17 protein-coding genes are annotated in these 15,674 nt (G+C 58.5%); all 17 read right to left on the reverse strand.

Annotated features, from left to right (window positions below):
* Nucleotides 1-27 precede the first annotated feature (27 nt).
* A complete protein-coding gene (gene ehuA, locus QA646_RS22790; RefSeq protein WP_283059017.1) occupies nt 28-792 on the reverse strand; it encodes an ectoine/hydroxyectoine ABC transporter ATP-binding protein EhuA in 765 nt (254 codons plus the stop codon).
* Nucleotides 789-1,481, reverse strand: coding sequence for an ectoine/hydroxyectoine ABC transporter permease subunit EhuD (gene ehuD, locus QA646_RS22795; protein ID WP_283059018.1), 693 nt, complete (start codon nt 1,479-1,481; stop codon nt 789-791). The genes ehuA and ehuD overlap by 4 nt, the downstream gene beginning before the upstream one ends.
* Complete coding sequence (gene ehuC, locus QA646_RS22800) at nt 1,478-2,143, reverse strand: ectoine/hydroxyectoine ABC transporter permease subunit EhuC (RefSeq protein ID WP_283059019.1); 666 nt, start codon at nt 2,141-2,143, stop codon at nt 1,478-1,480. Before ehuC ends, ehuD begins: the two co-directional genes overlap by 4 nt.
* A 93-nt stretch (nt 2,144-2,236) precedes the next feature.
* Complete coding sequence (gene ehuB, locus QA646_RS22805) at nt 2,237-3,094, reverse strand: ectoine/hydroxyectoine ABC transporter substrate-binding protein EhuB (protein ID WP_283059020.1); 858 nt, start codon at nt 3,092-3,094, stop codon at nt 2,237-2,239.
* Nucleotides 3,095-3,197: 103 nt separating this feature from the next.
* Nucleotides 3,198-4,217 carry a N(2)-acetyl-L-2,4-diaminobutanoate deacetylase DoeB gene (gene doeB / locus QA646_RS22810; RefSeq protein ID WP_283059021.1) on the reverse strand — a complete coding sequence of 340 codons (1,020 nt, stop codon included), beginning with the start codon at nt 4,215-4,217 and terminating at the stop codon, nt 3,198-3,200.
* Nucleotides 4,218-4,226: 9 nt separating this feature from the next.
* Nucleotides 4,227-5,405: an ectoine hydrolase DoeA gene (gene doeA / locus QA646_RS22815; RefSeq protein ID WP_283059022.1), complete on the reverse strand. Its 1,179-nt coding sequence runs from the start codon at nt 5,403-5,405 to the stop codon at nt 4,227-4,229.
* Nucleotides 5,402-6,418 (reverse strand): ectoine utilization protein EutC, encoded by a 1,017-nt coding sequence (gene eutC / locus QA646_RS22820; RefSeq protein ID WP_283059023.1) that lies wholly within the window; start codon nt 6,416-6,418, stop codon nt 5,402-5,404. The genes doeA and eutC overlap by 4 nt, the downstream gene beginning before the upstream one ends.
* A complete protein-coding gene (gene eutB / locus QA646_RS22825) occupies nt 6,418-7,401 on the reverse strand; it encodes a hydroxyectoine utilization dehydratase EutB (protein WP_283059024.1) in 984 nt (327 codons plus the stop codon). Before eutB ends, eutC begins: the two co-directional genes overlap by 1 nt.
* Nucleotides 7,402-7,667: 266 nt before the next feature.
* Complete coding sequence (gene minE, locus QA646_RS22830; RefSeq protein ID WP_028750328.1) at nt 7,668-7,928, reverse strand: cell division topological specificity factor MinE; 261 nt, start codon at nt 7,926-7,928, stop codon at nt 7,668-7,670.
* A complete protein-coding gene (gene minD / locus QA646_RS22835; protein ID WP_283059025.1) occupies nt 7,925-8,740 on the reverse strand; it encodes a septum site-determining protein MinD in 816 nt (271 codons plus the stop codon). The genes minE and minD overlap by 4 nt, the downstream gene beginning before the upstream one ends.
* Before the next feature lie 32 nt (nt 8,741-8,772).
* The gene (gene minC, locus QA646_RS22840) at nt 8,773-9,510 is read right to left on the reverse strand and encodes a septum site-determining protein MinC (RefSeq protein WP_283059026.1); all 738 of its coding nucleotides are present in this window, start codon (nt 9,508-9,510) and stop codon (nt 8,773-8,775) included.
* Between the two features lie 208 nt (nt 9,511-9,718).
* Nucleotides 9,719-10,414 carry an EAL domain-containing protein gene (locus QA646_RS22845; RefSeq protein WP_283059027.1) on the reverse strand — a complete coding sequence of 232 codons (696 nt, stop codon included), beginning with the start codon at nt 10,412-10,414 and terminating at the stop codon, nt 9,719-9,721.
* A 245-nt stretch (nt 10,415-10,659) separates the two neighbouring features.
* On the reverse strand, nt 10,660-10,998 hold the full coding sequence (locus QA646_RS22850; RefSeq protein WP_283059028.1) for an STAS domain-containing protein: 339 nt from the start codon (nt 10,996-10,998) through the stop codon (nt 10,660-10,662).
* A gap of 9 nt (nt 10,999-11,007) precedes the next feature.
* A complete protein-coding gene (locus tag QA646_RS22855) occupies nt 11,008-11,577 on the reverse strand; it encodes an ATP-binding protein (RefSeq protein WP_283059029.1) in 570 nt (189 codons plus the stop codon).
* 4 nt (nt 11,578-11,581) lie between these two features.
* Complete coding sequence (locus QA646_RS22860; RefSeq protein WP_283059030.1) at nt 11,582-13,942, reverse strand: SpoIIE family protein phosphatase; 2,361 nt, start codon at nt 13,940-13,942, stop codon at nt 11,582-11,584.
* Nucleotides 13,939-15,117: a class I SAM-dependent methyltransferase gene (locus QA646_RS22865; RefSeq protein ID WP_283059031.1), complete on the reverse strand. Its 1,179-nt coding sequence runs from the start codon at nt 15,115-15,117 to the stop codon at nt 13,939-13,941. Before QA646_RS22865 ends, QA646_RS22860 begins: the two co-directional genes overlap by 4 nt.
* Nucleotides 15,114-15,635, reverse strand: a complete 522-nt coding sequence (locus QA646_RS22870) for a ubiquinone biosynthesis methyltransferase UbiE (RefSeq protein ID WP_283059032.1) — start codon at nt 15,633-15,635, stop codon at nt 15,114-15,116. The genes QA646_RS22865 and QA646_RS22870 overlap by 4 nt, the downstream gene beginning before the upstream one ends.
* Nucleotides 15,636-15,674 lie beyond the last annotated feature (39 nt).

The raw sequence follows: 15,674 nt of genomic DNA on the forward strand, positions 1-15,674 counted from the left end.
CAGGTCGGCAAAGGAGGTTCTTTTCAGTCACAGGACGGAGCGCAGAAACTCCTTGGTGCGGTCCTCCTTCGGGGTACTGAAAATCTGTTCGGGCTTGCCCTCTTCGCAAATGCGGCCCTTATCGAAGAAGCAGACGCGATCGGACACCTCGCGCGCGAACCGCATTTCATGGGTGACCAGCAACATCGTCAAATCGTGCTCATGGGCAAGATCGCGGATGACGCCGAGCACTTCGCCGACGAGCTGCGGATCGAGCGCGGAGGTCGGCTCGTCGAACAGCAGGACCCGTGGGCGCATGGCAAGGGCGCGGGCGATCGCCACGCGCTGCTGCTGGCCGCCGGAGAGTTGGCTTGGATAGTGATCCTTTTTCTCGGAAAGACCGACCATGCGCAAAAGCTCGATGGCGCGGGCCTCCGCTTCGGCTCGTCCCAAGCCGAGCACGCGTGTCGGCGCCTCGACGATGTTGCGCAGCACGGTCATGTGCGGAAACAGATTGAAGCTCTGGAATACCATGCCGACATGCGTGCGGATTTGGCGCAGATGCGCCTCGCTGGCACGGAATCGTCCCCTGCCGTTTTCCTGGTGATAGGACATGCCGGCAAGCTGCAATGTGCCCTCCTGGAAAGGTTCGAGCGTCATCAGGATGCGCAGCACCGTCGATTTGCCCGAGCCGGAGGGGCCGATCAACGTCACCTTCTCGCCGGGCGCGACATTGAAACAGAAGTCATCGAGCACGGTGAAGTTGCCGTAGCGCTTGGTGACATCGTGAAAGCGGATCAGGGATTCGGTCATCTCAAAGCAATTCCGTTTTTCGGCAGCGTCTTTTCGAGCCAATGAATGGCCGCCGAGCAGACGAGCGTGAGGATGAGAAAGATCAGGCCGACGAGAGACAGCGGCACCAGATATTCGAATGTCCGATCGCCGATGAGGTTGGCCAGATTCAGCATGTCGACTACGGTGACGACAGACAGAACCGGCGTCTCCTTGAGCATGGAGACGAGATAATTGCCCATGGCCGGGATGATACGCGGGATCGCCTGCGGGATGATGATATCCCGATAGGTGAGGCCGCGCCCCAGATTAAGCGCCGTCGCCGCTTCCCATTGTCCGCGCGGCACGGCGTCCAGGCCACCGCGATAGACTTCCGAGGTGTAGGCCGAATATTGCAGGCCGAGAGCCAGTGCTCCCGTCAGAAAGGCCGGCAGGACGATCCCGTAAATCGGCAGGACGTAATAGAGGAAGAAGAGCTGAACGAGCAGCGGCGTGTCGCGCAGGAATTCGATGACAAGCGCCGTCGGCCAGGAAATCGCCACGAAGCGGCTGCGCCGCAACAGCGCGAACACCAGGCCGAGGACCAGGGCGATCGCAAAACCGGCCGCCGCCGCCTCCAGCGTCACGATCAATCCGATGCCGAGGATCGGCAGGATCGACAGTGCGAAGGAGAGCGTCGAGGACGTATCCCAGGTAAAGCCATACATCATGCCGGCGCACTCCCCGGAAAGGCGGCGCCGCGACGAAGGATCGTCTCAAGCCAGCGCATGAAGACAACAAGGATAAGCGCCATGATGAAGTATCCCATCAGCGTCAGCGAATAGATTCTGACGCTGTCCAAGGTGATGTTGCGCAATTGCTGCGCCTGAAAGGTCAGATCGCTGATCGAGATCAGCGACACCAGCGCCGTGTCCTTCAGGTTCTGGACGGCGAGATTGCCGAAGGGCGGCATCATCTCCACCACGGCCTGAGGCAGCACGATATGAAAGAGCGTCTGCCCCTGCCCGAAGTTCAGGGCGCGTGCCGCCTCGTGCTGCGTATCGGGAACCGACTGCAGCGCGCCGCGCACCACCTCGGCGCCGTAAGCACCGATGTTCAGCGCCAGCCCGGCGATACCCGTCGTGATGGGATCGAAGGAGATTCCGATCAGCGGCAGCGCGTAATAGAGCCAGAAAAGTTGCACCAGAAGCGATGTGCCCCGGAATATTTCTATGTAAACCAGCGCAATCCAGGAGAGCAGCCGCCCTCCGGCGAACCGCGCAAGCCCGGCCGCGAAGGCAAAGATTGCGCCGAGCAGCATCGATGCGACGGCGATGATCGCCGTCACCTCTGCGCCCTTCAGCAGCGCCGGAAGATAATGGGTCCAGCTCATGTCCGGGTCACCTCCGTCCGCAAGATGCAAGGGGCTGATCGGCCCGATCCTTGCCCGCAGGCAAAGAGCAAGCCGATCCGGCTATCACCAACCTCACTTGCCCGCGCACAGGTCTTCCGTGTTCTTGGTCCGCGCGGCCTCGACACTTTCGGCGCTAAGCCCATAAGACATCAGGATTTTCTTATAGTCATCCGTCTTCTTGAAGGCGGTGAGCGCGGTATTGAACGCCTGGTAAAGATCCTTGTCCTCAGGCCGGAAATCGAAACCGCCATAGCTTCGGACGGACTTGCCTTGGATGACCGGATCGGTGAAGGGGGCTGCCTGCTCGACATTCGTGCCGCCTTGGACCAGCTTGGCGACTGTCAGTTCCGTTGCCGCATAGGCATCGGCACGGCCGGTCTGGATGGTCGAAAGCGCATCGGCATTGGCTTGGATCATGACGATCTGAGAGTCCGGAATGCCGAGACCGTGGAAGAAGTCGAGCTGATCGGCACCCGATACGATCGCGACCTTGAGAGACGGATCCTTTTTGATGTCTTCATAGGAATGCAGCTTCTTTGGATTGCCCTTCGGCACCAGCAGGCCTTCGCCATAGCTTGAATTCGGCGTGGTGAATTGCACCTGCTTGCAGCGTTCCGGCAAGATGTTCTGCTCGGCAGCGACGAAATCGAAGCGCTTGGCCTTCAGGCCCGGGATCAACGAGCCGAACGGCGTGACGGTCCAGTCGATTTCCTTCACGCCCATCGATTTCAGCACGGCTGCGGCGACATCCGGACCGATACCCTTGGCCGCTCCGCTCTCGTCCATATAGCTGTAGGGAACCTCATTGGCGCTGGCGCCACGGATATAGCCATCCTTCTTGATCTGCTCGAGGCTGGTGGCATGGGCGGAGGCGGCAAGGCCGATGGTCAGACCCATGGCGGCAAGGCTGCGGTAAAAATTCGATCTCATGGTTCACTCCTCTGTGGTTGAAATCCGTCATCGGCCGTCCGGTTTTCCGGATCTTTGCCGCAACGGGGTGGTGATCCGCGCCGCGCTGCCGCGGCGCGGCAATTCAGGGGGCCTCCGTCAAGGTTGCGACGACAGCGAGGCAGTCCCCGGTCTTGATGAGGCCGGGGAAATGACGTGCGGCAAGGACACCGCCGAGAGCCGCCCGATGTTCAAACAGCACGGACCCGGTACGGCCGATCGGATGCACACGGGCGATGATCTCCCCGGCCGCAATCATGTCGCCAAGGTCCTTCATGGGTTCGAAAAGCCCGTCGGCTTCGGCAAAGACGAAGCAATCGGAGGACGGCATGTCGAGCCACTGTGTTGCTTGCGTCTCCGGCGCGCCGGCCACGATACCGGCCTGTTTCAAGACGTTCAAAACCCCGCGCTTGGCAATGGAAGCCGTACGCGCCGATATGGTTCCGCCACCCGAAAGCTCGGTCGTCACAAAAACCTTGCCCATGTCCTCGGCAGTCGTGTCGTACATGCCGACAGCGTCTATCTCGATCATCCGCATGGAATAGGGCGCGGAAAACGCGCCGACCGCATCGAAACAGGCTTTTTCCTGCCGTTTGTCCAGCAGCGCATGCGCTGCGGCATAGGGCAGGAAATCGAGCGTCCGGCCGCCGGAATGGAAATCCAGCACGATATCTGCAAGCGGCAGCAAATGTCGGGTGAAATAATCGGCGATCTTTTCCGTCACGCTGCCGTCGGGCCGGCCGGGAAAACTGCGGTTGAGATTGCCTTTGTCGACCGGAGAGGTGCGGGTACCCGCCTGAAAGGCTGGATAGTTCATCGCCGGGACGATGATCACTCTCCCCTTGATCTCCTCCGCCTTCAGCGCCCGGGCAAGATCGAAGAGCGCAACCGGACCTTCATACTCATCACCATGGTTGGCGCCGGTCAAAAGCGCCGTCGGGCCGTCGCCATTCTTGATGATGCAGATCGGGATCATGATCGAGCCCCAGGCTGAATCGTCGCGCGACCAGGGCAGGCGTAAATGACCGTGCTGGACGCCGTCCTGATCGAAATCGACGGTCGGCGTTATGGGTGAAGGGCGTGTGATCATCGTCATGCTGTTCATGCTACAAGATCACTTCACGACGAGTTTGCGGGGTACGTTGGACAGGCACTCGACTCCGGTCTCGGTGATCACGATGCTTTCGGTGATCTCCATGCCCATGTCTTCCAGCCATAGACCCGTCATGAAATGGAAAGTCATGCCGGGCTGCAGCTCGGTGCGATCGCCGGGGCGCAGGCTCATGGTCCGCTCGCCCCAGTCCGGCGGATAGGACAGGCCGATCGGATAGCCGGTGCGGTTGTCCTTCACGATCCCGTATTTCTTCAACACCGCGAAGAAGGCGTTGGCGATGTCCTCACAGGCATTGCCGGGCTTGGCGGCGGCCAGACCGGCCTCCATGCCTTCGAGCGTCGCCTTCTCCGCATCCAGAAAGGCTTGGGTCGGCTTGCCGAGGAAAACGGTTCGCGACAGCGGGCAATGATAGCGGCGATAGCAGCCGGCGATCTCGAAGAAGGTGCCCTCGCCGCTCTTCATCGGCTTGTCGTCCCAGGTCAGATGTGGTGCGGAGGCATCGGCACCTGACGGCAGCAGCGGCACGATCGCGGCATAGTCGCCACCGAAGCCGTCTACGCCACGAATGCCGGCGTCATAAATTTCTGCAACGAGATCGGATTTGCGAATGCCTGGCTCGACCTTTTCGACGATCCGCTTGTGCATGGCTTCGACGATGCGGCCGGCCTTACGCATATAGTCGAGTTCCGTCGGGCTCTTGACGGCGCGCTGCCAGTTCACGAGCCCCTGCGCATCCTTGAAGCGTGCGTTGGGCAAATGCTTGACCAAAGAGGCATAGGCCGCGGCGGTGAACCAGTAATTGTCCATCTCGACGGCGATCGAGGCCTTGGCCCAGCCGCGCTCCTCGATGATCTTGGACAGCATATCCATCGGATGGCGTTCGGTCGACTGTACGTAGTGATCGGGATAGCCGATGATGTTGTCGTGGCTGAGATAGGCGGTGCGTTTCGCACCGTTGGCATCCTGGCCGCGTCCATACCAGATCGGTTCGCCGGAACCCGGCACCAGCACGCATTGATGCACATAGAAGGACCAGCCGTCATAACCCGTCAGCCAATGCATGTTGGACGGGTCGGTCACGATAACGAGATCGACACCGGCCTTCTCCATGGCGCGCCGCGTCTTGGCGAGCCGATCGGCATATTCGGAGCGGGTGAAATTGAGGGTCGGTTCGCTCACGCTGGATCTCCTGGTGCTTTTGTCGTTTCAATGGCTTGTCCCGCGCCGGCAAGGACGGCGCGACGATGGGCAAGCGTGGCAATGGCCGTGTCCTGGACGCCGGTGCCTGTCAGATCGCAAAGGGTTATCGCTTCGTTCGACTGGCGGCCGGCCGCCTGACCACAGATGATGGCGCCCAGTTCGGGGAAGGCCGCATCTTCTCTGACAAGTCCCGCGGCGACGGCATGATGCAGCTCGCCGAGCCGGCGGGTCTGCTTCAGGCTGTCGGCGACATAGGGTTCGGCGCGCAGGATCGCCGCCGGGTCGATCTCGTTCTTGTGCTCGGCATCCGAGCCCATGGCTGTGACGTGCTGACCCGGCTCCAGCCAGGAAGCGTCGAGGATCGGCTTGTCGGAAGGCGTGGTTGTGACGATGATGTCGGCCCCGCGGCAGGCCTGTTCGGCCTCCGTCTCGGCCGAAACCGGAAAACCGAGCTCCGCGGTAAGCTCAACGGCAACCCGTTTCGCCTTCTCCTCATCGCGCGCCCAAATACGGGCAGCCTCGATCGGCCGGACTAAAGTCAGCGCGCGGAGCTGCAAGCGCGCCTGCATACCGGCCCCAAGGATTGCCGCGACCCGGGCAGCCGGGCGAGCCAGATGCCTTGCAGCAACCGCGCCTGCGGCCGCCGTGCGCACATCCGTCAAATAGCCGTTGTCCAGCAAAAGCGCTTCGACCAGTCCGGTATGCGCCGACAAGAGCATCATCAGCCCGTTGGTGCTGGACAGGCCGAGCGATGGATTGTTGAAAAAGCCGGGGCTCACCTTGATCGCAAAGCTGTCGAGATCGGGCACATAGGCGGTCTTGACGTCGACTTCACCGCGATGGGCGGGAATATCCAGCCGCATGATGGGCGGCATCTCAACTGCCTTGGTGGCCAAGGCCGCGAAGGCCTGCTCAACACAATCCACCGCATCGGCATCGAGCTGCACGATTTTGCGCAAATCGGTTTCCGTCAGCACAAGCACGCGCGCCATCACGCCACTCCCGATTTGATGTCGTTGACGATTTGGCGATGGACCGCCGGATCGATGTTGCCACCGGAGACGACAATCGCCGTGGGGCCGACTGGCTTGATCTTGCCGGCAAGCAGCGCCGCGATGCCGACCGCACCCGCTCCCTCGACGATCTCGCCTTCGACCGTCGCCGCGTAGCGGATGCCTGCCGCTATCTCGTTTTCACTGACCAGGATCACATCGTCGAGAAGATCGCGGCACATCGCAAAGGTCAGGCGATTGTCGAGCCCGATGCCGCCGCCGAGCGAATCCGCTAGGGTTTCGACCTCCTGGACTTCAAGGGGCTTACCGGCCGCAAGACTTGCCGCCATCGCCGCTCCCCGCTCCATCGATATGCCGATGACCCTAGTTTGCGGTCGCCGGCCTTTGATCGCGGCAGCAATGCCGGACGCCAGTCCACCGCCCGATAGCGGCACGAGGACAAGCGCCACCTCCGGCAAGTCGTCGACGATCTCGAGTCCGATGGTTCCCTGACCGGTGATCACGCCGGCATCATCGAAGGGCGGCACGAAGCTCATGCCCTTTTCGCTCACCAGGCGCTCGACCTCAAGCATGGCATCGTCCTGTGAGCGACCAACGATACGGACTTCAGCCCCGAGGCTGCGGATCGCCCCAACTTTATTCGCAGGAACGAGCGCCGAAAGGCAGATGGTCGCTCGCGCACCCAATGTTCTGGCGGCATGCGCGACCGCTCTGCCGTGATTGCCCGTAGAGGCCGTTGCCAGCCCGCGCGAACGTGCCTCCTCGTTCAGGCACAGGATCGCGTTGGTGGCTCCGCGAAGTTTGAAACTGCCGGTCTTCTGGTGGTTTTCCAGCTTCAGGAATACGGGCGTGTCGGATTGGCGGGAGAGCGCCTGCGAGCGAAGCAACGGCGTGCGGACAACGTGTCCGGCGATGCGCCGCCGTGCCTCTTCAATATCGGGCAACGTCACCATCGCGGTCATCGCGCGGTCCGTCGCTCTGGAAATGCCGTGACAAATGTCAGCACGATTTCATATCTCTTTCGCAGCCGATGTTCATGACATCAGCGTGAAAGAGACAATAGATCATGTCAATCTGATTATTGTTTCATTACAATATTCAGCACTACATAGCAGCCGATTCATGGCGCTGGCGGCCGAACTTACTCCGTCTGGGGACGCGGATTGTTATCTATCCGCGCCCCAGATGATCAAAGCCCGGTGTCGAGCAGCTTATCGAAGCGCTCTCGTCACGCGGCCTGGACGACCGCGTGCAGCGGGATTTCGACATCGATTTCCAGGGTCGACACGTGTTCGTTGCAGTCCATTTTGACTTGCACCTTGTCGCCGTCGAGCTGCACATGCTTTGCGATCACGCCGAGGATTTCCTCCCGCAGCAGCGATACCAGATCCGAGCCCGCCGACGACCGTTCGTGGGCGAGAAGCACCTGCAGGCGCTCTCGAGCCGCCGGTGCGGTTCTTTGTTTGCCGAAAAGACGAAAAATGTTCATGCCGCCCTCCGTCCGAATATCTTACCGAAAAAGTTCCGCTTTTCGCCGGGAATTGTGATCGGCAGAATCTCGCCAGTGAGCCGGCGTGCGGCATCGAAATAAGCCATGGCAGGTGCGCTGCGGCTATCGGCCAGGGTGACGGGGGCGCCGATGTTGGAGGCCCGCAGAACATCCGTACTTTCCGGAATGATCCCCAGGAGCGGGATGGACAGGATCTCCAGCACGTCGTCGACCTTGAGCATATCCCCGCGCTCGGCGCGGGTGGCATCGTAGCGGGTCAAGAGCAGATGCTTTTCGATCCGTTCGCCGCGCTCGGCCTTCGCCGTCTTGGCGTCCAGCAGACCGATAATACGGTCCGAATCGCGCACCGACGAGACTTCCGGATTGGTGACAACGACAGCCGTATCCGCATGGCGCATGGCCAGAGTAGCGCCGCGCTCGATCCCTGCGGGACTGTCGCAGATGATCCAGTCGAAGTGTTGCTTCAATTCGTTGATGACCCGCTCGACACCTTCCGCCGTCAAGTTGTCCTTGTCCCGGGTTTGCGAGGCCGGCAGCAGGAACAGCGTATCCAGCCGCTTGTCACGGATCAGCGCCTGGGGCAGCTTGGCGTCGCCATGTATGACGTTGATCAGATCGTAGACGACCCTTCGCTCTGCCCCCATGACAAGGTCGAGATTCCTTAGGCCGACGTCAAAATCGACGACAACGACCTTATCATTTCTCTGTGCCAGGGCCGCTCCGAGCGCGGCGGTCGAGGTCGTCTTGCCAACCCCGCCCTTGCCTGACGTGACTACGATGACTTTCCCCATCTTGCTCTCCTCTGTCGTGGCCGGCTGCCGGCTCAGATAAGTTTCTCTGCCATGATCGCATCACCTTCGAGCCAGAGCTGAACTGCCTGTCCGCGAAGGTTGGGGGCCATGTCTTCTGCCATTTTGTAGATACCGTCGATCGCCACCAGCTCGGCTTCGAGCTTTCGGCAGAAAATGCGCGCCGATGCGTTTCCAATTGATCCCGCCATGGCCCGCCCCCGCAAAGTGCCGTAGATGTGCACCGACCCGCCGGCGATGATCTCCGCACCCGAAGCGACCGATCCGATAATGGTGACATCACCTTCGGGGAAGATCACCGATTGACCCGAACGCACCGGCTCCCGGATGACGATGGATTGCGTGACCGGCCTGGCCTCGGGAGCCGTCGGCCTGCTGCGCACATCGACGACCGGCTCCTGTACCGGAACTTCGTTTACCGGCACCTCGATATCGGAAACCGGCCTACCGCCCTTGAGTGCGGGAGGCATGCCTGGCCCCAGGATTGAAGGGCGCGCGCCCTCGATCCCCATGATGCTCACATTGCGCTGGGCAAGTTCGCCGATCAGGTCCTTCAACTGCGACCGGTCGATCGGCAGGTCCGTTAGGTCGAGCACGACCGGCCGTCCTAAAAAGAAGCCCGCCGAACGCGCGGCGAGGTCATCCAGCCTGATCAACCAATCATCGATGGGTAGATCCGGGGAAAGCATGACCGCCAGGAAAGAACGGCCTTTGATGCGGATCGAGCGAGCGTCTGTTAGCACTTTGGTCATCTATGTAAATATTTCGTTGATTATGTCTATCGCCGACATGGTTAACAAAAAGTTAACGCGGCCTTGCCGGGCCCCTCTATTACCTTGATCTGGTACCCTTTTTTGAAAACGAGATCAGGCTACCCCTACCCCAGCTTTAAAGTCATCGGGGTTGAGCACGCACCAGGCGAGAATGTGGATAGATGGTCTTCGGATTGGCTCACTGAGTCTATAGCGAGGCCGGTTTTCCGAACAGAAAACCCTGCACGTGAGTCGCGCCTGAGTCGCGCGCGGCATCGAGATGCTCTTTCTTTTCGATGCCTTCGGCGACGATGATCGGGGCGACGCAAGACGCAAATCCGACAAGATAATGCAGGCTGCTCTGTCCCTTTTGAGAGGTCCGGACATTCCGCACCAGCGAGGCGTCGATCTTGATGATATCGGCCGGGACCGTCAGCAGTCGCGCAGGCGTGGCCATACCGGCGCCGAAGTTATCGATGGCCACCCGGCAGCCAAGCGAGCGAACGGCCGTCAGCCTGGCGACACCTGCATTTACCAGAGGGTAGGTCTCGGTAATTTCAAGGACGAGCCGCGGCGCAAGTTCCGGATGGTGCTCGATCTGCCGACAAATCTGCTTCCAATGATCCGGAGCGGCGAGATTCGCTGCGGAAATGTTGCATCCGAGAACGAGGTTTTGATCCTTGGCTAAATGCGACAGAATGAGGTCCAGCATGCGCGCATCGAGATCGAAGGAAGCCATGGAGGATTCCAGATAGGGTGCAAAAGCGCTGGCGCTGTGAACAACGCCGCGAGCGTCCGCGATCCGCGCGAAGCACTCCCAATAGAGCACCTTTTCCGGAACATCGATTTGGCTGACCTTTTGTGCGGCGAAACTTAGTCCGCGATCGGAAACAGCCTTGGACATAATGAGAAACACCTCCAGCGATGCTATTCTCAGTCATTGTTTTCGATTGCAGGCAGGACGCCGTTGGCGCGCGTATCCTGACACGGAACCCTACAACCGACCGGCGCTGTCGGATTAATTGAATTTCATATGTTAGTAACTTATAAGTACATCGGGACGACTAATGGTGTCAAATCCTCAATCATTGCGGGATTTTATACAACCCCCATTTTGCATTGAAAGGCCGCACCTATCCGTTACATGCATTAACCGAGCCGGAGATCGAGCTCGCGATAAAGCTTCTTTAGATTCGGCAATGATTTTAGCTGCCACGAAATCTGTTTGGAACCGCGCACCGTCATCTGCACGTCGGCGCGTTTGCGGGCCTCTATCGTCAGTTTCGCAAGCAGGTTTATGCCCGACGAGTTCAGAAATTGAAGCCCTGTCAGATCGAGCGTCAGCCGCTCAGGTTTTTTCTCGAGCAAATCCATAGCCAACTGGAAGATCGGAGCATAGGCCTCCGATCCCGCCAGACGCATGGAACCGTCGAAGAATATGACATGCCCTTCAGTCCAAACCCGAAATGCCTCTCCTCTGATTTCCATGGTCAAAACTCAGCGATCTTGGACGGAAGGGATCGGTAAAGAGGCATATGTCTCCAGATGAGTCGGACCGTTCGGCCGGTTCGCATCAAAAGTCCACGCCAACTCGGCTTCATAGTCACTCATCAGCGTCAACAGGCCAAGGCCGGACTCCGTGCCGAAAGTCAACGCCGCATTCTTCTCGATTTGCTGAATGAGGAGATCCGAGGGGTCATCATTGGTTATCTGCGCAAGCAGATGCTGAAAACGCGCCGCATTTTCATTATCGATAAAATTCGAGACCCTCATGCGAAACCGTTCCCCTACTATCGAAGCCGAAATGCCGATTTCACCGGATACACGAAACTTCACGGCATTTTCAATGAGTTCGTTGGCGACGTAACCGATGTCATGGCGCACCTGATGATAGACCTGACGTAAGCTCCTGTAACGCAAAGCCGTTATCTCGGCGATAAAATCAGATGTCATCGAACAATGGGACCAGCTTAAGGCGAGTGGTCCGTCAAGCAATCGGAGGAAGATAGCGCCGGCTCCGCTACCCTCCGCTACAATATCTGCAAGCCCAAACACGACGGTCGCCATGTTATCACCTATGCTTCATTACAACCAGAGTTATGTCATCGTGAATCTTTTGCGACCCAATATAAGTCATGAGATTTTCCAGGATACCGTTCATGACGTCCTGGGCACTGCCGCCATAAAAACGGCGAGCCGATTCACAAAGCCGCTCAATTCCATACAATTCGCCGTTTCGGTTCTCGGCTTCCGTAACCCCATCCGTATGCAGAACGATCATGTCGCCGCTTTTGAAAGCGACATCTCTGGTATCGACAAATTCGGAAATATCTGAATCGAGCCCCACAGGAAGTCCGAGATCAGCGGTTTCAATCCGCTCAACCGCACCACCTTGTCTCACGACAATCAGATCCTCGTGTTGACCGGAGAGCGTCAAGCGCTCCCCGTCATAATCGAGAAAGGCAAGGGTCAAATGTTTGTCGGTCTTGGTTCGTTCGATATTCTTGTAGATCGTGCGGTTGAGGTCGGTCAGGAACTTTGCCGGATCGGTCTCACCGGCCTCCTGCAAGGCACGCGCGACGGACTGAACCATCAGCATCAGCACGCCGCTTTCAAGCCCATGGCCGGTAACGTCCCCTATGCCGATCTTCAGCCTTTTGCCGTCCTGCAGAATGTCATAGTAATCGCCACCGACCTCATCGGCGGGTCGCATGAAGGCGGCGATTTCAAGTTGTTCGATGGCCGCAAGTTCGTTTTGGCGCGGCAAGACCATGAGCTGTATCCGCTGAGCGACGGCCAGCTCGGCGCCGAGCCGAAGGTTTTCGCTCTTCAATTGCGTGTTCAGCGCCGAGATTTCCTCTTTCGCCTCTTCGATTTCCTTGGTTCTTTCATCGACAAGCAATTCGAGGTTTTCCGTGTGGAAGCTTATCTCCTCCGCCATGCGGTTGAATGCAACGCCGGCCTGGCCCACCTCGTCTTGCGACGGGATATCGACCCTGACCGAATAATCCTTCGCCTGAATGCGCCGCGCCGCGCCTGCAAGCGCGCTGATGCCGCTGGTAATACGCTTGGAAACCGCAAACACCGCCGCGGTGACGATCATCAGCGATATGGAGATGGCAAGGATCTGATAGATAAGGATGCGGTTTGTCGCTCGCGATATTTCTTCCTGCGCCGCAAAAAGCGAGGCATAAATCTCCCGCTCCGGCACCACAATTCCGAGCGACATTGCTTCCTTTTGAACCGGCCCGGAAACCCAAAGATTCGTCGGCGCTATCTGCTTGACGACAACTAGATACGGGATCTTCTCTCCTTGTTCGTCCAGCATAATATGCTGGATGACGCCATCGCGGTCCAAGGGGAGTGTTGCCATCGCCTTTTGCGTGCTGTTGCGGAAGGAGCGGTCGAGGCCGGTCACGCCCTTATCGCCGGTGTCGCTCGAGGAGCGCAGGCCGATGATCTTTTCACCGGCATGATTGATGGCAACCACATTGCCATTCGACATCGCCAGGAAGCCGAAGCCGGTATCGGCGACCTTCACACTTTCGACGATTCCGGCCAGTTGGTCCAGGGTGATGTCGGCCCCGCCGATGCCGGCAACCTCCTTGCGATCGGGAGACCAGAGAGGATTGAAAAAGCTGACGATCAGCTTGCCCGTAATCGCGTCGGTATAGGGTGCCGTCTGCGTGATATCGTCCGCGACAGGGCGCGAACCCGGTTCACGTGCCCATTGTTGCCAGGATTCGTATAGGCCCGGAAAGAAGAAATCCCAGAAATTGGCGTCGTTATGACCCGGATAGAGACGATCAAAGGTCTGCGCCTGGTCGGTATAAGGCACCGTCCTGAAGATCGGCCGCTCTTTGGGGCCGATGTAATACATCTGTAGTTTGGGGTAGCCACTCTTCAGCAGGTTCGGCGCGACGAGATCGATGACCGTGCTGGTCTCGATGTCTTTTTGCACCTCAGGCAGCGGCTGGTGATTTTGATCCAGCAGATAACCCCAAACGCTGATGACGGACGTCGAACCGGGAAGGTTCTGCGCCCATCGGCCTTTTGGATCATAAGTGAGCTTGTTGGCGCCAGGTTCGGACCGCGCCAGCGCCTCGGCGATCGCATTGTTCCGGTTGGGATGATCTATCTGCGACTGGAGAACACCCGCGAGCGTTTTGACGTCGGAATGCACCTGATTGAGAAGCAGCCCGACGCGGGCAGCCGTCGAATCCGCATAGGACCTGATATAATCTTGGCTCGCGCGTTCAAGACCCTGCCCCACTTCGGATGTGGCGTCGCGGGACAATCGTTGCACGTTCCACAACGCCAACCCACCGCTGACGAGAAGGTCGAAAAGGACGGCTCCGCCAACCACGAGGACAAACTTCGCGCGAAACGAGCGGATGCCAGGAATGAAAAATCGACCGTTTTTTTTGCTCATAGCGGCTTCCGCCCGGATGCCGCCCAGATAGGCCAGCCGGCATAGCCTTTTGGATGAAGGGCTGCGAACATATGATCCTGAAATCCTTGGCGGAAACGCTTGATGAATTCCGGCGTGTCGCCCCGGCGAACCGACATTTCGCCGGCATAGACATTTTCCCAAGCGGCAATGACATCGGCAAAATCCTGCGGATCGCCATCGAGGTTAGAGACCATGAAACTTTCCACCTCGATGTCCTCGAAGCCCGCATCCAACAGCAGCCGGCGGCTTTTGGGCCCCATTTCGACATCCATGTCGAAATGGGCGAACAACGTCGCCACCTCGTTGTAGGTCCATTGTATGCTTGCCGCTCGTGGCTCGCCAAGACAATGAGAGTTCTTCTCATTGGTTATGTAGACACGGCCACCGGGCTTGCAGATGCGGTAGAGTTCCCTCAGCAATATGTCGGGCCGATTGAATATCTGCAGCGAATGGCGACAGGTCACGAGGTCGAACTGATTATCTTCGAGCAGCATCTCCGATGCATCGCCATAGGTATATTCGATATCGCGGATATCGAAATCGGACGCGACCTTTCGTGCGTATTCGAGACTGGCCACCGAATGATCAAGCGCCACGATCCTTGCCGGCTTGAATTCCTTATAGGCCAAGACGGCGAAATCACCGATCCCGCAGCAAATGTCAGCCATAGCAATGCCGGCGCTCATGCCGTGACGCGGCAAAATCTCGCGTTCATGGCGCCAGGTCATTTTCGTCTGGGTCCGCAAGATGGGAATGAAGCTCTGATCTTCGACAAAGGTCTGCCCCGGATAAAAGGCGGCGTCATACGCCTCGACGACAATCTTCGGTTCGATGGCACTGAGATGACGGAATGTCCTTGTCGCCCAACCAACGACACTGGACGTCACGATGACAAAGCGAATGTCCCCGCGTCTCCGGCTCGCATTGACCAACAGCCGTGCCAAGGCGTGATAGGCCGTCGCATTCATATGAATGAGGCGCTTGACATTGATGTAGAGCACGCCTCTGACTTGATTGATGCACTTTTCGAGTAGGGCGGTCGTGTCGGCGATCTCGACAGGTGACAACGGCCGCAGGATGCCTGAAAGTGAAAACTCCTGACTGTTTTGGTCGAACTGAGCCGAAAACAGCGGAACCGGTTCGTGCGAACTCAATTCAGTAATCCCTCCACTGGAATATCCAATACCACCGTGAGAGCTCGATCTTCCACCTGTCGCAGCGACAGCGATGCGTCATAGTTGATCGCTAGGCCGAGCAGGATGACGTCCGCTTCCGAGACCGAATTTTCATCTGCGAGAGCGTCGAGATATATTTGCAGAGCCCCGCTTCTCGACGCTCTTGCGGTTGCGTCACGGTATAGGTGCTGCTGCGCGGGAGCACAGGGAAAGGTCAGGGCAATCCGTTCCGAACCATCCCCTCGGGAAACATTGCAGTGAAGTCGCCCGGAAGTGCAGCCGGAACGAAACGATATTTCAAAAAGCTCGTTCAGTGCCGACGAAAGCAAATTGGCGTGCCTGATCGGATCGCTTCGGTCGTGGCTCACCATCCGCGCCATGTAATTCGAAAGCTGATTGCAATGGAGCCAATCCGACGTGAAAACTTCCATTTCCATTTCCAGCTCCAGCATCGGATGAAATGGTAGTTCAGTGCGGCCTGCGTTTTTTTCGCTCAACGCCGATCCCCTTAAATTGCCCGGAACGGTCAGCTTCTC

This window comes from Rhizobium sp. CB3090, from assembly GCF_029714285.1.
In the GTDB taxonomy this organism is placed as follows: Bacteria; Pseudomonadota; Alphaproteobacteria; order Rhizobiales; family Rhizobiaceae; genus Rhizobium.